Origin of the sequence: uncultured Adlercreutzia sp. (assembly GCA_910585575.1) — a bacterium.
In the GTDB taxonomy this organism is placed as follows: Bacteria; Actinomycetota; Coriobacteriia; order Coriobacteriales; family Eggerthellaceae; genus Adlercreutzia.
Map to the genome: position 1 here is coordinate 69746 of CAJUFS010000001.1, position 22041 is coordinate 91786.

The following is a 22041-nucleotide window of genomic DNA, read 5'->3' on the forward strand; positions in this document are numbered from 1 at the left end:
GCGCCAGGAGTTCTTCGATGGCGACATTGCCGGCTGGCGCACCGACGGCTACGTGCTGACCGCCGACCATGCCGACGAGGGCGACGGCCACCAGTACGAGACCGACTATAACTCCGTGGCCTACGACGTGCCCGATCCGATGGGCACCCAGCGCGGCGGCGAGGCCGGCCTGTTCGCCGTGCCCCGCGCCTCCATCGAGGGCAAGTTGTGGAACGACGGTATCCATGGATACGGCGCCGAGGAAACTTACAACGGCGTGCAGGACGAGGGTGAGCCGGGCCTGGAGGGCGAGACCCTGTACATTACGCAGTGGTACTACGATCCGGCCAACACCAACCCCGCCGACGGCGACAGCCACTGGTTCCAGAACAAGAACTTCGGTTCCGACCGCTACACCTCGAACCGCGCCATCAAGGGCGACGGCGACCTGGAGCCCATCATCTACGACGGCAGCACCATTTCCGAGGACAACCCCACGGGCAATGTGCTGGAGTACGTTGTGGATGAGAACGGCAACGTGAAGTCGGGTATGGAGGGCGTCCTTCAGGTGAAGACCGACGAGGACGGCGTGTACCGCTTCGCCAACCTGCCCACGGCCTACGTGACCGATGACGATAAGCACTACCTGGCCGCCTACCGCATCGAGCTGGAGGACGTGTACCATAGCAAGAACCTGGACGGCTCCGACAACGAGTGGCTGCTCACCCGCTTCCACACCGAGAACGCCGATCGTACGGCCGACTCCGACGCGGCCGATGTGACCGAGCGTGGCGTGGCCGGCGGCATCATCATCGAGGGCAGCTATAACGAGGGCGAGAAGAAGGCCCTGAGCCGCGCCAACGACGGCCAGGTCATCCTGGCGGCCGAGCGTGCCACCAACGACGCCAATGCCGGCAACGCTGGTGGCTGCGTGGCCATCCCGAACGGCAACGCCATGGACACCGAGGCCAGCGTGCTGTACGACTGGACCCGTGTGGTCACCGAGACCTACAACGAGACCGTCACCGACGAGGAGGGCTTGGAGACCGTCATTCCCCATACCCGCCACGTGGCCCGCGGCGGCGATGTGGGCCAGGTGCAGGCTCCCGTCCAATCCATCAGTGGCAAGCTGTGGTTCGACAACGACAACGACGGCCTGCAGGGCTCCGAGGGCGACGAGCCGGCCGAGAACCTGGCCGTTACGCTCGAGCGCTACTACTATGTGATCAACTCCGAGCAGAAAGAGTGGCTGCGCGACGACAAGTGGGATCCGGCTGACGGGGAGAAGACCGCCTGGGCCGACGCCAAGCAGTGGGCCGCCTACGACGCCGACCCGGCGGCCGGCCTCGGCACGGCCGACGAGCATGCCGATAAGGTGGCCCGCACCGTGCGCACCTCCACGGCGGCCGCCGGCATTACCGGCAACGGCGAAACCGACCCGGTGGCTCCCGTCGAGGGCGGCGTATTCACCTTCGAGAACCTGAAGACCCAGGAATGGGTGGGCACGGGCGCGAACCGCAAGCTGGTCGTCTACGCCTACAAGGCCCGCGTCACCGACGAGCAGTGGTGGCTCGGCGCCTACGACACCGCCAAGCTGCAGGTGAACGGCTTCGACTCCGCCAGCTACACGGCCGACTCCGACCTGATCCACAACACCGGCTACCTGATGGCCGAAGACGAGTTCGACGTGCTGCTGCAGCTGGCCGACAAGTATTCGCCCATCTCCAACAGGCAGGACGCACCCAACTCGAAGAACCCGAACAACCGCGAGGACGAAGCGGCCAAGGACGTCTCCGACGTGACGAGCGACGAGCGCTGCTACGATCTGGCCTGGGGTATCAACCGTGCCAGCAACGACGGCGGCCTGCGCCTGCCGCTGTTCCAGCACATCGCCGGTCTGCTGTGGCGCGACTCTGACGGCAACTTCACCGAGACGGACACCACGAAGACCGACTACAACGGCATCCAGGACGAGGGTGAACCGGGCCTGGCGAACAAGCGCGTCATCGTGAAGCAGTGGTTCTACGACGCCGAGGCCAAGACCTGGACGCAGAACAAGGACTTCGGCAACGACGACTACACCCATGCTGAGTTTGGCGCCACACGCAATCCGGCTTCCGCCACCGTCACCACCATCCCCGGCGCCACCTACGATGCCGTCGAGGGCGGCGTGTGGGTGACCACCGACGATGACGGCCATTACCTGGTCGACAAGCTGCCCACCCGCTACGTGGCCGAGCGTGCTATTGTGGACGGCGTGAAGCAGCTGTCCGAGGCGCGCCTGGCCGGCTACACCGTGGAGGTGCTCGGCAACGTGCACAACGCCACGCTGACTGACACCGAGGCTCGTGCTCAGGCCGTGGCCGGCCTGCCGGCCACCCTGGTGCAGCAGGGCGACGACGACCTGGTGAACTCCCAGGCCGCCAGCACGAAGGTGTCCGCCACTGTGGATGCGGCCGGCAACGCCAACGGCAACTACCGCCTGGCCTGGAACGAGGAGACGGCCCAGTACGACTACGCCGACGGCACCGCCACCAAGTACACCATGGACGGCAAGATCATCCTGGCCGGCAAGGCCGTGGCCGATACGTCCGAGGACGGCCTGGTGAAGGGCAGCCAGCCCCAGTACACCGTGACCACCAACGGTCTGGCCGCCGACGGCGCCGAGGCCAGCGAGATTACGTTCGACTGGTCGCTCGGCCGCAACGAGGACAACCTCGACGGCGGCTTCGGCGCCTTCATGACGGCCAAGATCACCGGCACGGTGTTCCAGGACAAGAACGTGGACGGCTTCTTCAGCGAGAAGGACATCTACGGCAACGCCACGAAGGACAAGCCCGTGGCAGGGGAGACCCTCCAGGTGGCCCAGTGGTTCTTCGTGCCCAACGGCGACAAGATGGCCGACGGCACCACCTTCACGGCTGACGCTTTGATGGCTGCCGACTATGAGTACGACGCCAAGAGCAGCGACGACGGTATCTGGTTCAAGTCCAAGAACTTCACCTACCGTACGAACGTGGCCGACCTGCCCACGATCGACGTGACCGAGAAGGACGAGGACGGCAACGAGACCACTACCCAGAAGCCCGTGGACATCGATACGCGCATCGCCGTGGACGACGCCGGCTACTTCGAGGGCGCCGTATCCAACGCCGAGGGCACCTACCTGTTCGACGAGCTGGTCAGCTATGTGCACGTGGACACGCTGGACGGCACCGTGGCCGACATCCAGCCCTACTTCCCGAACCGCAAGCACGTGAACCTGCCCGTGGGCGCCGTGGCCCTGCCCGGCACCACGCCCGACACCCCCGAGGCCAGCGACGGCTCCGAGGGCGAGGGCGACGGCGAGAACGCTGGCGAAACCGTCGAGGGCGGCGAGACCGTCGAGGGCGAGGACGCCGGCGAGAATACGGACGGCGAGGGCACCGAGGGCGACGGCGAGGATGCCGGCGAGACCCCCGAGCAGCCCGAGGTGCCGGCCGAGCCCATCATGGGCGAGGGCGTCACCATGGACGTGGTGGACACTGCGGCCGACCCGCTGGCCGTGACCGCCGCCAAGGCCGGCTCCGACCGCATCTACATGACCGCCTACCGCGTGAGCCTCGACGAGGTGGAGCCTGACTACGCCATCTCCTTCCCGCACCAGGGCCTGGTGGAGGATGAGTCCGGCAAGCTGGGCAATGCCACCAACCTCGATCACGACCTGGATATCACCAACGACTCCGATGCCATGCGCACTGAGGGCAACACGGTGGAGCTGTTCGAGGAAGTGGCCGACGAGACCGACGACACAGCCACGCCGGTGCGCGTGACCGTGGTGGACGGCGATAGCACCAAGGAAGTAACCGTCCGTACCGACGGCTACGTCATCGTGTCCGCCGAGATCACCGACAAGGCCGAGACCGTCGAGGGCGGCCAGTACCAGATGAGCAACGGCGCTGCCGCTGCCTCCGGCGCGGCCGTCATCGGCGCCGAAGTGTTCTACAACGGCAAGCGCTACGACGTGCCCCGCACCGTCGACACCCCGCTGCGCGGTGGCGACGCGGGCCTGGTGGAGCTGCTGAAGGCGAACATCTCCGGCCGCGTGTGGAACGACGTGAACTACGACGGCCTGCAGGCCACCAAGACCGCCATGGTGGACGGCGAGTTGACGACTGTGGTGGACAACGATGCCGAGCCTGGCATCGAGAACGAGGAAATCCGCCTGTCCCAGTGGATGTACGTGCCCAAGACCAAGTGGGCCGACTTCGTGGAGAACCACGACGATCTGGTGCGCGCCTCCTTCGGTCTGACCGAGGGCATCGGCGAGGACGCCAACGGTAACGGCAAGCTGGACAAGGACGAGATTGCCGCCTCCATCGAGAAGGGCGTGTGGATCCGCAACACGCTGTTCGGCGAGGAGCGCTACACCGCCTACACCACCACGACCACCGACGAGAACGGTAAGGTCACCACTACTCACAAGCCCTACATGACCGACTCCTGGTACAGCGAAAACGGCATCGTGTCCGTGAACACTTCGGCCGGCGAGGACGTCAGCCTCACCAAGGCTGCCAAGGGCGTATACCTGTTCGACAAGCTGCCCACGGTGTGCGTGGTGCAGAACAAGACCTACGACGAGTTCTACCTGGCGGCCTACCGCGTGGAGATCCCGGCCATGAACGTGACCGACCCGCTCGATACCGTCACCGGCTCCGAGAAGGACACCTGGCTGCTCACCCGTCATCGCGCCACCACGGGCGATGCCATGAAGTCGATCAACTTCGACTCCGACGTGAAGGATCTGACTAAGACCGGTATTGCCGGCGGCTACATCGTGTCCCAGCAGAACGACTACCGCGACACGAACGACGAGACCAAGCCGGCCGAGCGCCAGAACAACGGTCAGATCATCCTGTCTACCCTGGTCGACGAGAAGCACCCGGGCAACCAGAACACCACCGAGGACGTGGAGAACAACAACAACATGTGGGAGGGTGACGACGTCACCAAGTATGACTGGATGCTGGAGCTTCCCGACGGCACCGCCCTGCACCATGGCGGCGACATCGGCGAGGTGCTGCCGTGCTACGAGACCATCACCGGCACCGTGTGGATGGACAAGAACAACGACGGCCTGCAGGGCAAGTACAAGGCCGACGACGGCTCCGAGCAGACCGAGCCCGGCATGAACGGCATCAAGGTGTCCCTGGAGCGCTACTACTACGTGGCCGACGACGCTGACGCCGAGTGGACCTGGGATACCCAGTGGGCCGACGAGTACCCGACCGACTACACCGACAAGACCCAGGCCAAGACCTCGCCCATGAAGCCGGCTGTGGCCAAGGGCTGGACGAAGGCCGCCGACGGCTCCTACACCTACACCGAGATGGCCTACGCCAACACGGAGACCAAGACGGTGGACGGCGCCGACGGCACCTACGAGTTCAAGAACTTGAAGAGCTCCGATCTGCGCTGGGTGAAGGACGGCAAGATCGTGGACGACGGCACCGACGGCGCCAAGCCGGCCGTGGTCATCTACGGCTACAAGGTGCGTGTGACCGATCCCGAGTTCCGCGGCCGTCACCTGCTGGCCGCTAACGTCCACGAGTCCAGCAACCCGGCCACGCCCGAGGACTACACCATCGACTCCGACCTGAACTACAACAACGGCTACCTCATGGAGGAGAACGAGTACGCCGTGCTGCTGAACGTGGAGGACACCCAGGACTACGTTGACGGCAACGCCGTGGACGCCCAGGGCAACCCCACTAACACCGGCACTACCGCCGTGTCTGTGAAGTCGCAGTCCTCCAACCTGGTGACGGCTGGCAACTCGCTGAACCCGAACCAGAACGAGGCCGACCGCTACGGCCGCATGCCCGAGGCTTCCGTGGTGAAGACTACCGACGAGGCCACGGCTCCGGCCACCCTGCGCTACGACCGCGCCAAGGGCGCCAGCCGCAAGAATAACGACGCCGGCATCATGGAGATTCCGAAGCACTACATCGCCGGCTACGTGTGGCGCGACGCCAACTACGACGGCATCTACGACGAGGCCGCCGACAGCTTCGCCGTGGACGGCGCTACCTACACCGAGGAAGGCCTGGTGGGCAAGAAGGTCATCCTGAAGCAGTGGTACTTCAAGCCCGCCACCGACGCCCAGGGCGACGCCACCGGCAAGGGCGGCGAGTGGGTGCAGGTGACCAACTTCACCAACATCGATCCCACCGTGGGCGGCGGCGCCGAGACCGTGGCCGACGTGCTGGCCGTGGTGGCCTCTGTGGCCGCCCAGGCCGCCGATGCGGTGGACGCCGACGGCGCCGTTGTGTGCAGTACGCTCACTAAGGCGGCCGAGGGCGAGGGCGAGAAGGCCACCCGCGACGGCTACTACTACTTCGGTAACCTGCCGGTGTACGTGGCCGTGGAGGGTACCGAGTACCTGGCCGGCTACACCGTGGAAGTGGTGGGCGGCACGGCCGAGGAGGCCCTGAACGTGCCTGTCACGAAGATCGAGGAGCCCCAGGAGAATCTGACCAAGGCCGATCATCAGTCCACGGCCCAGGTCATCGGCACCCAGCTTTTGGCCAACGCCAACGTCACCTACACTGACGACGCGGCCACCCACGCCGACGTGGACACCTACGCGAACACCAACTACCCGCTGGGCTGGGCACATCAGACCGGCCAGGCGCCGAAGATGTTCGACAACGACGTGACCCTGAGCAACCTGCAGAACACCTCGAACTCCACCCTGGACGGCATGATCGTGCTGGCCGGCAACACCACCGACTACACCCAGGAAGACAACTACAAGGTGGACCAGGTGCGCGAGGACGCCGACGGGAACAAGGTGACCGTGTCCTTCGATATGGCCACGGGCCGCGACGAGGACAAGCTCTCCGGCGGCTTCGGCTACTTCGGCACCACCGAGGTGTCCGGTGCCGTGTGGTTCGACGCCGACTTCGACGGCGTGAACGAGCTGGGTGCCACGAGCACCGACGGCGACTACGCTATCCCGGATCAGACCGTCGAGCTGACCCAGTGGTACTACCTGGCCGGCTCTGTGGTCGACGGCAAGTTCGTGGCCAACGAGGTGAAGAACAACAAGAACCAGGTGCTGCGTGCGGCCCGTACCTACGAGCTGGACATCACCGATACCCACGTCATCGAGCTTGTGCGCGACGCTGACGACAAGGTGGTCGGCGCCTGGATCAAGAACCCGGCCTTCGGCGAGGAAATCACCGAGACCGTGGAGAACGAGGACGGTACCAGCACCACCACGGTGACCGGCCACACCGGCAAGTTCGCCATGAAGACCGATGCCAACGGCGCCTTCGCCTTCAACGACGCCAACACGAAGGGTCTGCTGTCCTACGTGCAGTTCGACGCTGAGGGCAACCCGCTGGCGGCCGGCGACCCGGCGGCCACCGACGACGTGCTGGCCCTGGCGGCCTACCGTGTGACCGAGCCCACGCTGCCCGCGGGCCACGTGCTCACCGTGTACCACAACAACGAGCAGGATTCCTCGACGGCTTGGGCCACCAACACCGACTCCGACGCCAAGCGCGACGTGCTGCGCAGCGCCATGGTGGACGGCTACGATACGCCCATCGTCACGAGCTATCCGCAGTTCGAGGCCGAGGGCGAGCAGCCCGACAACGACTTCGCCGGCACCACCGGCTACATCCTGACGGCCAACAGCGAGACCCCGGCCGCCAACACGCCCTATAAGCTTTCCATGGGCGGGGTGGACTACGACGTGGCCAACCGCGTGGCGAAGCGCCAGAACGTGAACACCGGCCTGTTCAAGATTCCCACCTCCCAGATCACCGGTCTGGTGTGGGACGACACCGAGCATGAGGACAACACCGCCTCTGACGGCGTACGCGCCGACGACGAGCCGGGCCTGATCGACCAGACGGTGCTCGCTACCCAGTGGTACTACGTGCCCAAGGGCGCTGCGGCCTTCGAGCAGATCGAGACCGGCGAGGCGGCCGGCATCGTCGAGTGGGTGGCCGCCGACGGCTCCAAGTCCACCGACGAGGCCGATCGCGCCAGCGCCGTGGGCGCCTGGGTGCAGAACGTCGGCTTCGGCAGCGACTGGGTGTCCACGCAGGCAGCCATCGTGAAGAACCCGGTGCTCGGCGAGGACGGCGAGGACACCGGCGAGGTAACCGAGACCGTCGTGCGCGTGCCCGTGGTGACCAACGGCGTGTCCCAGAAGGATGCGGCCGGCAAGGCTGCCGCCGTGGCCGTGAAGACCCTCGCCGGCGGCGTGCGCACCGCCAAGGACGAGGACGGCAACGACGTGACGCTGCCCCAGGGCTCCTACGTGTTCGACAACCTGCCCACGGCCGTGGTGAAGTACAACACGGCCACCGGCACCGACGAGTACTTCCTGGCCGCCTACCGTGTGGAGCTGCAGTCCACCAACAACTACCCGGCCGATCCGTGGCACCTGACCTCGCAGAACCAGGGCGCTGGGCTGACCGTTGACTCCAACGCCGTGGCTGCCGAGATCGGTGTGGCGGGCAACGCCGAGGAAGCGGGCGTGGCCGGCACCGAGCATGAGGACTACTACCATAGCTATCCGGTCATCGAGCGCTACGCCGACGGTGCCCTGCGCGCCAACAGCGGCCAGGTGATCCTGGCCACGGCGGCCACCGCCGATACCAAGGGCCTGAAGGTGAGCTTCTCCGAGATTCCGGCAGCCCACGCCATGGACACCGCCGACGCGGTGACCTACCAGTGGACGGCCCCGCTGTACACCAAGGCCGCCGGTGACGTGGGCGAGATCGAGCCCGCCTACCGCACCATCGCCGGCTATGTGTGGAAGGACAACGACTACCACGACGGCTTCTACACCTACCGCCTGTCTGCCCAGGCCACCGATCCGGGCTACCCCGATCCCGAGGAGACCGGCAACTACGCGGACCGCAGCAAGCTGAAGCTGGAGAAGCCCGAGGAGGGCCGTATCGGCACCAACCTCTTCCTGCGCCAGTGGTACTTCGACACCGAGGCCAATAACGGTGCGGGCGAGTGGAAGCCCATTAAGGAATACAACCCCGACGTCACGTCCGAGGACGGCTCGTTCTGGTACGCCAAGACCAAGACCCAGGCGGCCAACACCGCCAAGGACACCGTGGACGGCTACTACGAGTTCACGAACCTGCCCGTGCGCGTCATCGTGGACGGCAAGGAGTACCTGGCCGGCTACACCGTGGCCGTGCTCGGCAACCTGTCCTACAAGCCCTCCGACCATGAGGCCCAGGCCACGCCCGATCCGACGTGGGAGAACCGCACCGACTACGACACCTGGAACTCCAAGGCCTACTCCATCGTGAAGTCGGCCGACGCCGATGCCGAGCGCTACGGCGTGGGCACCTTCCCGCTGAAGCGCAAGGCGGCCTACAGCTCCAACGGCGACATCCATACCCTGGACTCCATGCTGGTGCTGGCCGGTTCCACCGAGACGGACGCCCAGGGCGATGACGTGGCCACCACCCAGTACCCGGTGCGCGCCGAGGGCATGAACGGCACCGAGAGCGTGACCGTCTCCTTCGACCTGACCTTCGGCAAGAACGAGACCCGCATCAACGGCGGTTTCGTGATGCCGCCCGCGGCTCCCATCGAGGGCTACATCTGGAACGACAAGGACTACGACGGCATCCGCGAGGAGGGCGAGGCCGGCATCGCCGACGTGCAGCTGCGCATTACCCAGTACTATCTGCTCAACGGCAAGTGGGTGCGCACGCCCAACGATCCCACCTACGTGCGTACGGCCAAGGCCGACAACGAGGAGGGCCTGGAGGTTGGCCAGTACAAGACCCAGGAGATGCCCGCCAGCTACCGTCCCGACGAGCTGTCCACCAACGAGTACCTGTGCGGTTACCGCGTGGAAGTGGTGGAGCTGCCGGCCGGCGCTACCCTGAGCCGTCCGCATGCTAGCGAGAACCACACCGAGTCCAGCTACAACGACGATTCGGACATCTACCGTACCGACAGCGCCTTCCCGCTGGTCAACCGCTACCTTGAGGTGAAGGACGGCGAGGAAGACGCCAAGGTGCGCGCCGACGGCATGGCCATCATTGCCCGCAAGCTCATCGAGGGCAAGGATGTGGCCGACGCCAGCAAGATCAAGTACGACGACGTCACCTACGACATCACCACGGCGGTGCAGACGCAGCAGGGCGGTGACGCCGGCCTGGTGTACATTCCCAGCACCACCATCAAGGGCATCATGTGGGACGACTCCTACGTGGCGCCCGAGGACGGCGACGACGTGAAGGAGCTGGCCGCCCGCAACCGCGCCTACAACGGCGTGCGCGACGAGGGTGAGCCCGGTCTGGCCGGCCGCACCTTGAAGCTGACGCAATGGGCCTACGACAACGGCGCCTGGACCCAGGTGGGCGCCTTCGGCGGCGGCACCGGCGTGGCCACCGCGGTGACCGATGCCAATGGCAACTACGCGTTCAAGAACGTGCCTTCGGCCATTCGCCAGTCGGTGGGCGACCTGAATGCCAGCCGCATTACGGTGTACGAGGCGGACGGAACGACCCCGGTGGCGTCCGAGGAGCTGCGCAACGACCGCTACCTGTTGGCTTCCTACCAGGCCGAGCTGAACGGCCTGGAGAGCGGTGCCGACGACGGCGAGTGGATGCTCACCCGCTACCACGAGGGCACCGACACCACCCGCGACGCCGACGTGGCCGGCACCAAGCGTGCCGGTGTGGCCGGCGGCATGCCCGTCAGCGACATCACCACCATTGTGGATACCAACGGCACCGAGCAGACCGGCACCCGCTTCGGCGTGGGCGGCTCCACCAAGGGCGCCCGCATCGTGGTGGCTTCCGAGGGCGTGCTCGGCACCACGAACCTGGCTGCTTCGAGCGACTACATCAACGTGCCCATGGCCCAGCTGCTGTCCGGCGACGGCATCAACGGCACGGCGGCCTACGACTGGCTGACCGTGGATAAGGAAGCCACCCTGGGCGGCGACATGGGCGCAGTGAAGCCCACCCCGCAGCGCATCTCCGGCATCATCTGGAACGACGCCAACAACAATGGCATCCAGGAGACCGGCGAGAAGGGCGTGGACGGCTACAAGGTGACCCTCGAGCGCTACTACTTCCCGGTTGACGGCTCCGCCGCCGGCTGGGTGGCCGATGCCGACTTCGCCTATAGCGAGGAGGACGGCGTCGTGTCCAACAGCGTGACCACCAAGACCCAGAGCCTGGCCGGCCCCGAGTACGCCGCATCCAAGTACCGTCCGCTCGACGGTGCCAGCGAGCTGCTCTGCGGCCAGCAGATTCTGGGCGCCTCGGTGGCTCAGTCCGGCTTCTACGAGTTCAAGAACTTGAAGGTCACGGGCATCGAGAACGGCGTGCGCGTCGTGTACGCCTACAAGGTGCGCGTGGACGAGCCGGGCGTGGTGGATGAGAGCGTGTTCAAGGCCAAGTACCAGGTGACCGACGACTACACCACCGACTCCGACCTGAACGAGAAGAACTACCTGGTGGCCGACGACGAGTACATCGTGCTGCTGGAGACCGTGGCCACCGACGGCACCACGCCCGACGGCCGCGAGTCCCAGGCCTCCAACATCGTGTACGCGCCGGCCTCGAACAACGCCGATCAGACGCCGAACGTCGACGCCACGACCGGCGTGGTCAAGCCGCTCATGACCAAGAACGGTCTGGTGGCCTACGACCTGATGATGGGCGCCGACCGCACCCACAACGACGGTGGCATCATCATCCCGCCCACCTACGCCATTGAGGGCTTCGTGTTCGAGGACGCCGACTACTCCGGCACCTACGACTACCTGCTCCAGCACGACGTGGAGGACAAGAACGGCAACCTCATCGACTACGTCGAGCGCGGCTACGTGGGCAAGAAGGTCATCCTGAAGAAGTGGTACTACGACAACGGCGCCTGGAAGCAGGTCCAGACCCTCGACACCCTCACCGGCACCACGAACGTGGAGGACGCCGAGAACGGTTCCGTCGAGGTCACGGGCTACTACAAGTTCGACAACCTCTCCACTACCTATCGCGAGAAGGTGAACGGCAAGTGGAAGTACTACCTGGCCGGCTATACGGTCGAGGTAGACGGCACCTCCGAGGACACGGGCATGGTGAGCCTGCTGGCCACCACCAAGCAGTGGGATACCACCGATGCCGACGCCTGGAATTCAAAGGCCGAGCCCATGGTGACCACCGAGGATGCCAGCAATGCTTCCTTCGCCGACTACACCATGAACAACTACCCGGTGCGTTGGGCCGAGGAGACCATCCAGACCGGCACCGAGCCCCACAAGAGCTCGGAGGAGGCCGACGGCGTGGCCAAGAACGTGCTTGAGGGCAAGATCGTGCTCGCCGGCATTGGCGACGAGCATTCGGTGGCCGCCCAGAAGCAGGTGTACGGCACCGGCGACGATGCCCTCATCTTCGACTTCGCCCTCGGCCAGGGCCAGACGGCCATGAACGCCGGCTTCGCCCCGCCGGACCACTCTAACCTCGTGGGCGCGGTGTGGTTCGACGAGAACTACGACGGCATCCGCGACAACCTCATCCCGGGCGTCGACGACAACGCCGGCACGGCGGGCGAGGGCACTGAGGCGGGCATCGACGGCATGACCGTGGTGCTGACTCAATACTACTTCGTGCCGAAGTACGATGCCTACGGCCACCAGCTGCTGGAGGACGAGGACGGCAACGTCTTCTACGAGGATCCCGCCACGGGCCGCCTGCGCCTGCACCAGCGCTCCACGACGGTGTCCAACATCGTGGTGGACTCCAAGAACGACGTGTACCTGGTGCGCAACGGCCGCCTGTTCCTCTACAACCCCGAGAAGCTCGATCGCCCGCTCACCGATTCCGGCACGTGGGTTGAGAACCGTGCCTTCCCGGGCAATGTCGAGGCTCCCAATACGGTCGAGTTCGACGGCACGAGCTTCGATCTGCAGCCGTGGATGATGACCACCAAGACCGACGAGAACGGTGCCTACAACTTCGGCAACCTGCCCGCCTACGTGCTGGTGGACTACGAGCTGGTGAACAGCAAGCTGTCCGGCATCAACGCCGCCAACCCCTCGCAGGAGAAGATCGACGAGGACGGTAACGTGGTGAAGGACGCTAACGGCTACATCCAGTACGACATCGACAACTACGGCAAGATCTACCAGCCGCAGTCCGTGGACACCGGCCTGTCCGCCAGCCAGGTGGCCGAGCTGCAGCGCCGCCCCGTCACGGTGGAGATGATTAAGAACCTGACCAAGTCCGAGCTGCAGAAGCTGTCTGCCGAGCAGATGGCCGCCATCCTGAAGAAGGTGGAGACCCAGGTGGAGCAGCCGGTGATGGTCCAGAAGGTCGACGAGAACGGCCAGCTGGTGTTCGATGAGAACGGCGAGCCGGTCATGGTGGAGAAGACCGAGCCGAAGCCGGTGACCGACGAGAACGGCGAGGTCGTCATGGCTCCCGCCTTCGACGAGAACGGCCAGCCGATCTACGAGACCAACGAGGACGGCACGCTGAAGGAGGTGCCCGTCACCGACGAGGACGGCAACCCGGTGTACAAGACCGACGAGAACGGCGAGCCGGTGCTCGACGAGGACGGCAACCCCGTGCCCGAGACCACCTACGTGCCCGTCATGGAGCCGGTGATGGAGGACGTGGTGGTGACCGAGACCGTCACTATCGAGACGAAATCCGACCTGGAGCTGGCCTTCGACGAGATGGTCACCAAGTACCTGATGACCTACAACGAGGCCACGGGCACCTTTGACACCGCCGCCGGCAAGCCCGCCTTCGCCACGGCGAAGCCCTACCTGGCCGGCTACTCCATCACGGTGCTGTCCGACAAGAAGGATCCGGAGACGGGCAAGTCCTACGTGGCCTCCCGCTTCCATGTGGATTCCGGCAGCAACCCGGACAAGGACTCCGACCTGCGCACCTTCAACGCGTCGCTGTCCGGCAAGTACAACAACGACCAGGTGGAGACCTACGCGGTGGTGGCCCAGGAGGCCAAGAACAACAAGGAGAACGACACCTACTCGGTGACCTACAAGGGCATCAAGTACGACCTGGCCAACCGCTTGTTCCTGAAGCATGCGGGCGACGCCGGCCTGGTGCTGCAGGATCCGGTGTACATTGCCGGACGCATCTGGGACGACGTGAACGCCGACGGTTTGCAGGATGCCGAGGAAGAGGGCATCAAGGGCGCCGTGGTGAAGTTGACCCGTTACTGGTACGACGACACCGGCATGGGTGCCTACGAGCCCACGCCCGGCCGCGACGAGGAGGACTTCACCCCCGAGAACTGCACGCTGACCGCCGAGGAGATCGAGGCCATCCGTGCCATGACTCGCGATGAGGTGACCGTCGAGTGGATTATGGCCGCCAAGAAGGGTGACGCGCTGCGCCTGCTGAACAAGCGCTGGGGCGACGTCATCTTCGGTGGCCAGGTGCCCAAGGTCGACGAAGAGGGCAACATCATCTATCAGGTCGACCCGGAGACCGGCGAGACGCTGAAGGACGAGGACGGCAACGACCTTCCCGAGATGGAGGACATCGAGGGCGATCCGGCCCTGGCCGAGGCGTACAACAGCCGTATGGCCGAGCTGGAGCCGGCGGGCCTGTGGCGTCGCGACTGGGCCTTCGACCAGCGCGATGTGGCGGTGCTCACCGAGGCCGACGACATCGAGCACTCCGATCACCCGACGGGCGTGGCCACCTTCAACCTGGAGGAGCTCGCCAACCTGGTGCACGAGGAATACAACATCGAGAAGGACTACGTGTACGGCTCCGCCTTCGACGAGACCGTGAGCACCACCGGCCAGTGGGCGTTCCTTGCCAGCGGCACGGGCAGCCACAACCTGGTGGACAGCAACGGCGAGTACATGCGCGACGAGACCGGCATGCCCATCAAGACCAAGGTGCTCTACGGCTACCGCGTGGAAGTGGTGAGCTACCCCGACGCCGACAACTACATGCCCACGCTGCAGCACACGGGCATCGGCGATGCGGACAGCCCGCTCATCGATACCGAGCTTGAGGCGACCGAGGCCGATCGTCTGAACTCCGACTTCGACGAGAACACCTTGGCCCTGCGCCCGAACAAGGCCGACATCAAGCTGCCGAGCCGCCTGACCACCGACGACGGCCATGCCGTGGGCGACCTCATCGTGCTCTCGCAGCTGGCCGACGAGGACGAGGGCTCCTCGACCCCCGGCCCCTACGCCACCTACGAGGATGTGAACGATCAGCGTCCGTCCACGCCGGGCGAGGACGAGGGCGAGACCGGCGAGCCCACCGACCCGGAGAACCCGGGCGAGGGCGAGAACCCCGGTGAGGGCGACGACGGCGACAACGCCGAGAACCCCGGCGAGACCACCGATCCCACCGACCCCGAGAACCCGGGCGAGGGCGAGGATGCCGGCGACGGCGAGCAGGGCGCCGAGGGCGACGAGGCCGCCACGGTGTCGTTGCCCGGCAACGCCCTGACGGCGGATCAGATGGCGCAGGCCCTGGCCGACACCGACGCCGCCGAAGGCACCGAGGGCGACGAAGGCGACGATACGACCACCGAGGGCAGCGACTGGACCGACGAGGAGCAGGCTCTGCTCGAGAAGATCCAGGCAGCCACTTACGAGGAGCTGGAGAACCTGAGCGACGCCGAGAAGAAGATGATCTTCGGCAACCCGGTGCTCGACGCTGACGGCAACCAGATGACCGACGAGAACGGCCTGCCGCTCTACGACGACAAGGGCGATATGCGCCTGCTGCGCGCCTACGAGGCCCGCATCGCCGAGCTGGACGCCGCCCGCGGTGCCCGCGTGTGGTCCGACATCAACTGGTACGACTCGCTCGACCACGACTTCGGTCTGGTGAAGATTGCCAAGGCCCACATTGCCGGCATGGTGTGGCAGGACGACGGCTACGACGGCAACCGCGACGACAGCGACACCGGCCGCTTCGCCAACGTGCCCGTGGTGCTCGAGCGCTACTGGTACGGCCGCACCGCCAACGGCTCCATGGGCTGGATTGCCGACGACACCTTCAACGGCTCGGCGGCCGCCCGCACCGCATCCGACGCTAACGGCGAGTGGATCTTCGACAACCTGGATGTGGCCGGCAAGCGCAAGGTGAACGGCGTGGACCAGATCGTGCTCTACGGTTACCAAGTGAAGGTGGACGACCTGCCCAAGGGCTATGGCGTGACGCTCATGAACAAGGGCGCCTCGGCCGAGACCGACTCCGACCTGAACGAGATGACCAAGGTGCTCGACCCGGCCAAGCCGCAGGGCGGCATGATCGTGCTGGCCAACACCACGAGCCGCGGCCACCTGGTGGGCCACTCCGTCTACGTGGGCGGCCCGAACGGCACGAACTGGCTGGTGAGCGAGGGCGTCGACTCCGACTACAACGACACGGGTCTTGTGCCTTATCAGCTGGCCACCATTGCCGGCGTGGCCTTCATCGATCCCGAGAAGGACGGCAAGAAGGACGACACCGCCAAGATGGTGCCCGGTCAGAAGGTGTTCCTGGAGCGCAAGACGCTCGACACCGCGGCCGTGGGCTTCAGCGGCTCCTCCTACACCGCCACGGCTCTGGCCCAGGTGCAGGGCGACACCATCAAGTCCGACGACGGTTGGACCGAGGTGGCCTCCCAGACCACCGACGGCGAGGGCGCCTACCGCTTCGAGGGCCTGCCCATGGTGGACGAGAACGACAACCCCTACATCTACCGGGTGCGTTCCACCATGGCCAAGGGCTACGAGTTCGTTCCGCTGAACAAGGGCGGCAACGACAACAACGACAACGACTGGGGCAAGGCCTCCGGTTCGGTGCTCGGCACCGGCGAGGTGGGCATTACGCCTTCCATGGCCGTGCTGGGCAGCTTCAAGGCGGTCCGCACCGAGCCCAACGCCTACGGCCAGAAGTTCAACATCCTGGCGGCCTACAACTGGACGCCGGAGGATGGCCGCTCGGTCGACCTGGGTATGTACAACGCCGATGAGCACAACAGCGACAACCCGTGGAACACCGTGGTGGTCACCACGCCGTGGGGCACGCAGCTCATCCTGGTGCACCTGCCGCAGACGGGCGACGAGCTGATGCCGTGGATCATCGCGGCCGCCGTGATGGCCCTGGCAGCCCTGGCGCTGCTGGCGGCCGCCCGTCGTCGCAAGGACGAGGAAGAGGACGAGGAGGACCGCGAGTAGGGAAGAAATGACGGAGAGCGGGAGCTGGGAAGGAGCTCCCGCCTAGATACGAGGAAGCGCCGGGTCTAAGGGCCCGGCGCTTTCGTTTTGTGCCAGCTTGGGACGGGGCGCACAAGGCGGCGCGCGGCGTTTGCCGGGGGAGAGCCGTGCGCCTGCTCAAAAAACTTCCCGCAAAGGGCGCTCCCGCGCCGAAAATGAAGGATGGGGCGGCGGGGATTGGTTATAATGGGGCGCATGTTTTCGCGCGAGCACATACTTTCGGCCTTTTCGGCGGCGGTTCCCATTATGCTGGGCTATGTGGCCATTGGGCTGCCCTGCGGCATTCTGGGCAATACCATCGGGCTCAACCCGCTGCAGGTGTTTCTGCTTTCGCTGCTGCTGTATTCCGGCGCCGGCCAGTTCATGATCCCCAACATGTTCCTAGCAGGGTCTTCCGTGGCCTCCATCACCGCCAGCGTTTCTTTGGTGAACACGCGCCAGATGCTCTACGCGGCCTCGTTCGCGCCCGAGTGCGCCGGCTGTCCGCGCTGGCTGGCGCTGCTGTTCGCCGCCACGGTAACCGATGAGTCCTACGGCGTGAACACGGCGCGCTTCGCCGAGGGGCGCTGGTCGGTGGATCGCGCTCTGATGGTGAACCTGTTCTCCCAAAGTTCGTGGGCCCTTTCCAACGTGGTGGGCTGCGCGCTGGGCTCGGTGGTGGACATTCCTGTGAGCATCGCCGCCTTCGCCATGACGGCCATCTTCATCTGCCTGCTGGTGACCCAGCGCTTCACCTCGGCCAACATCGTGGCCATGGTGGTGGCCATGGTGGGCGTGTTTGTGTGCAAGAGCCTGGGGCTTTCCGGGCTGGCCATTTTGGTGGGGGCCGTGGCGGGCGTGGCCTGCGCCATGGTGTTTTCGCTGGTGCGCGGCAAGGGCGCGGCCGAGGCCTCCTTGGCAGGCGACGCCGCCGATGCTGCCGAGGGCGGCTTGTCGGAGGTTGCCGGGGCGCCGAAGGAGGAAGGCTTGTCGGAGGATGCCGGGGCGCCGAAGGAGGACGGCCGATGAGCTGGGACGAGTTCTGGATTGTGCTGGCCGGTTGCGTGCTGGCCATGTGGGCCTGTCGCATCATTCCGCTGTTCCTGCTGAAGGGTAAGGCGCTGCCCGAGAACCTCGAGCGGGCGCTGGGGTTCATTCCGCCCGCAGCCTTCGCGGCCCTCGTGGCCAACGATCTGCTGAACCCCGGTATGTTCGACAACGGCCTGTGGCCGGCGGGCATTCCACTGGTGGCGGCCGTGGCCTCGGCGCTGGTGGCGGTGAAGACGAAATCGCTTCTGTGGACGGCCGTGGCAGGGGTGGCCGTGTACGCGGCCTTGGCCTTCTTCGCGGTGCCCGCAGTCTAGAGGCGCCCCCGCTCGGGGCTTGACGAGCGGGCAACGGGGCGGTGCCGCTATTTGGAGATTGTATCGACGCTCCCGCGGGGAGGCGCGCGCCTGCGTACAATGGAGCTGTGAAAGTACTGTCGATCGGAAGGGTCGTTCGTGATCATGCCCGTAGCGCAAAACTCCTACGTGCTCATTCCCGAGGACCAGGGGGGCGACGCTCGTCGCGATGAATGCTGTGGCGCCGATGCCCATCTGCCCGCCGGCATCTGCCGGGTGACGCCTCAGGGGCTCGGGGCCGATCGACTGATGGGGGAAACCTGGCAGCGCTCGCCCGAGGGCAAGGTGAAGGTGGCGGCCTTCGACTTCGACGGCACCTGCATCCACGGCAATTCGCCGGTGCTGCTGGTGCGCTATCTGGCGCGCAAGCGCATGCTCGCCCCCTCGGTGGTGATGCGCATTCTCCTGTGGGCCGGCTGCTACAAGGCGCGGCTGCCCCAGAACGAGAGCTGGGTGCGCGGGCTCGTGTTCCGCGCCTTTGCCGGGCGTCCCGTCGGCGAGGTCAACCGGTTTCTCACCGACTTCTACGACACCTACATCGACCAGCGCTTCCGCTCGGCGGCCCAGGAGGCCATGGAGCGCCACGAGGCTGCCGGCCATGCCGTGGTGGTGGTCTCGGCCAGCTTCGAGCCCATCATCGCTGCGGCCATGGTGCGCCGGCCCATTCAGTACGCGGTGGCCACGCGCATGAAGGTGGCGTCCGACGGCACCTACACCAATCAGGTGGAGGGGCTGCCCATCGAGGGACCCCAGAAAGTGCAGGTGCTGGGGGAGTTCTGCGATGCGCTGTTCGGCGTCGACGGGTGGGAGCTCGCCTATGCCTACGGCGACCATCATTCCGATCGCGCCCTGCTCGGCGAGGCGGAGCATCCCTGCGCCGTCACGCCCGACCGGCCCCTGACGCGCACGGCCAATGCCGAGGGCTACGACATCCTCGATTGGGAGGAAGAGCCCGGCGCGGAGGAGTCGGAAGGAAAAAACGGAGAGAGCCCTATCCAAGCGGACTAATGTTCGATATAATGCCACCGATACACGATTCGCGGGCCGCAAGGTCCGCTTGCAGCATTTGAGAGGTACCAGCTATGCGAGAGAACATGGATGCGAACATGCCCCCGTGCGACGACGGCGCGGCGGCTGCCAGCGATTATCTGGCCCGGGCCGTCGCGGCCTGCGAGGCCGGCGACGCGCGCCTGGGGCTTCACCTGTACCTGGCCGCGTTCGAAGAGGCTGTGGAGGGGGCCGACACGCCGTCCGAAGACGCCATTTTCGGGCTTAAGCAAGCGTGGCGGGTGGCCTGCTCCGCCAAAGAGCGCGCCCTGGCCGAATACATCTTCGAGCGCTTGGAGCCCTATCTTTCCAACGACGAGGCGGCGGCCTGCGCCGAGCAGCTGCAGGGCCTCGCGCTCGACCGGCTCGAGGAGTTCGGCGTCTCCCGCAACGATATCGAGGAAATGTCCGCAGCCCTGTCCCAGGACATGATGGCCATGGGGCCGCCGCTGGCCCTCATGCCGCCCCTGCCCACGCCTCCCGCAGCCGAAGACGCGCCCGAGGTGCATCCCATCGACATTATCACCTACGACACCGTGGCCGGTTACGGCTCGGTTATCGAGCGCATGCGCGCCCTTGGCGTGGGTATGGCCGGCAATCCCGAGTTCGACGACTTCGTTTCGCTGCTGAACGCGCGGCACGGTCTCGACGCCATGCCGGTCATCGACAGCCTGCTGTTCTGCTCGCCGGCCCGCGAGGACGCCGGGCGCTTCATGCTCGCCACTGTGGGCGAGCTGGGCTTGCCGGCCGTGCGCATGCGCATGGAGGAAACCTTCCAGGGCGCCTCGGTGCTCTGCGTCAGCGCCCAGGCTGAAGATGCCGAGAAGCTCGGCGCCCTGCGGCGCGGCTTCGAAGGCGGCGGCGTGCTCGTGCTGGAAGACGTCGATCTGTGGGGCTCTCCCGTGGCCGAAATGACCGATGACGTTAGCAGCTTCCTTATGGCCAGCATGTCGCGGGGCGCACGCGAGGCGGTCAACCTCATCCGCCAGGCGGTCGAGAACCCCGAGGTGTACGTCTTGGCCTCGGCCACGTCCATCGATGACGTCGATCCCTTCTTCCTCGATCTGCTCAACCCGGTGTCCTGCATCGACATCGAGCTGCCCACCGTTGAAGAGCGCGTCGACGTTTGGATGGACATTGCCCGCTCGCACCCCTCGCTGCGCTCGCTCAATCGCGACGAGCTGGTGCGCCTTACAGCCCATATGCCCCGCTACGATATCTACATGGCCGCCCGCGAGGCCGTGGAAGAGGCCTACAAGCAGGGCCTGGTGGCTCGCCGCTACCAGCCGGTCACCCGTCAGAACCTCTTCGACAAGCTGGCCGCCTATCAGCCGCTCGACTCAGCCGAGTACGCCGAGCTCGAGCGCGTGGTGGTAACCGATTTCTCTGCGGGCCTCGATAATCTGGAGGACCTGCTCTCGTGAGCCCCAGGGCCCCAGAAGGGGGAGCATGGCCTTTCCAGGACCGCAGCCTCGGCCAATTTGTCGACGATATGCTGGCAGTGTCGGCGCCGCTCTATCGCGATTTGCCCTGGCGCGGCATTGACGACCCCTACGCGGTGCTCGTCTCTGAAATCATGCTGCAGCAAACCCAGGTGGTGCGCGTCGAGCGCTTCTGGCGCCGCTTCCTGGAAGATTTCCCGACTATCGACGCTTTGGCGGCCGCTGCCGTGCCCGACGTGCTCGAGCGCTGGCAGGGGCTCGGCTACAACCGCCGCGCCCTGGCCTTGAAGCGCACCGCCGATCAGTGCGCGGCCGAGAACGCCGGATGTTTGCCTGCCACTTACGAGGGCCTGTTGGCGTTGCCCGGTATTGGGCCGGCCACCGCGGCCGGCGTCATGGCCTTCGCCTATCAGCAGCCGGGCCTGTATCTGGAAACCAACGTGCGCGCCGTGTTCCTGCACGAGCTCTTTCCCGATGAGGAGCAAGTAAGCGACCGCGTGCTCGAGCCCCTGGTGCGGGCAGCGGCCTTTCATCCTGTGGCAGCGGCTGATCTGCGCCGCTGGTACTACGGCCTGCTCGATTACGGGGCGCACCTTAAGGCCACGGTGCCGAATCCCTCGCGCCGCAGCGCCTCGCACAGTCGCCAGTCCACCTTCGAGGGCTCGCGGCGCCAGAAGCGCGCCTGGGTCGTGCGACGCGTGCTGGCAGCCCCGGAAGGGGTGAAGGCCACTCAGGTTCTGGTCGATCTCGAGCACACCGAGCGCGAGGCAGGACGGCCGGAAGTAGGGGAGGAACTTTTCGCTTCCATTGTGGACGACTTGGTGTCCGAAGGATTCTTCCGCCGCGTGGGGCAGGTTCTCGTCCCCTAGGAACGGACGCTGTGCTAGCATAGGGGCACCCGCAGGGGAGTAGTCGGCGCAGCACGCTGCGCTACCGCGTCAACATA

General features: G+C 65.8%; 6 protein-coding genes (1 of these 6 running past the window's edge). All 6 read left to right on the forward strand.

Annotated elements, in window-relative coordinates; genetic code table 11:
• Positions 1-17185 carry the 3' portion of an LPXTG cell wall anchor domain-containing protein gene (locus QZ307_RS00075; protein ID WP_295994091.1) on the forward strand. The gene continues 52892 nt to the left of window position 1, outside the view, so only the last 17185 of its 70077 coding nucleotides appear in the window; the start codon falls outside the window, past its left edge; it ends in the stop codon at positions 17183-17185.
• A 225-nt stretch (positions 17186-17410) separates the two neighbouring features.
• On the forward strand, positions 17411-18232 hold the full coding sequence (locus QZ307_RS00080; protein ID WP_295994093.1) for an AzlC family ABC transporter permease: 822 nt from the start codon (positions 17411-17413) through the stop codon (positions 18230-18232).
• Entirely contained in the window at positions 18229-18567 is a 339-nt protein-coding gene (locus QZ307_RS00085; protein ID WP_295994095.1) for an AzlD domain-containing protein, read from the forward strand. Before QZ307_RS00080 ends, QZ307_RS00085 begins: the two co-directional genes overlap by 4 nt.
• Before the next feature lie 144 nt (positions 18568-18711).
• On the forward strand, positions 18712-19614 hold the full coding sequence (locus QZ307_RS00090; protein WP_295994143.1) for an HAD-IB family hydrolase: 903 nt from the start codon (positions 18712-18714) through the stop codon (positions 19612-19614).
• Between the two features lie 74 nt (positions 19615-19688).
• A complete protein-coding gene (locus QZ307_RS00095) occupies positions 19689-21077 on the forward strand; it encodes a ribonucleotide reductase subunit alpha (protein ID WP_295994097.1) in 1389 nt (462 codons plus the stop codon).
• Between the two features lie 68 nt (positions 21078-21145).
• The gene (locus QZ307_RS00100) at positions 21146-21964 is read left to right on the forward strand and encodes an adenine glycosylase (RefSeq protein ID WP_295994099.1); all 819 of its coding nucleotides are present in this window, start codon (positions 21146-21148) and stop codon (positions 21962-21964) included.
• Positions 21965-22041 lie beyond the last annotated feature (77 nt).

Coding starts and splice junctions, on each gene's coding strand:
- QZ307_RS00095 (WP_295994097.1), top strand. CDS start 19,689: ATGCGAGAGAACATGGATGCGAACATGCCCCCGTGCGACGACGGCGCG.
- QZ307_RS00080 (WP_295994093.1), top strand. CDS start 17,411: ATGGGGCGCATGTTTTCGCGCGAGCACATACTTTCGGCCTTTTCGGCG.
- QZ307_RS00100 (WP_295994099.1), top strand. CDS start 21,146: ATGCTGGCAGTGTCGGCGCCGCTCTATCGCGATTTGCCCTGGCGCGGC.
- QZ307_RS00085 (WP_295994095.1), top strand. CDS start 18,229: ATGAGCTGGGACGAGTTCTGGATTGTGCTGGCCGGTTGCGTGCTGGCC.
- QZ307_RS00090 (WP_295994143.1), top strand. CDS start 18,712: ATGCCCGTAGCGCAAAACTCCTACGTGCTCATTCCCGAGGACCAGGGG.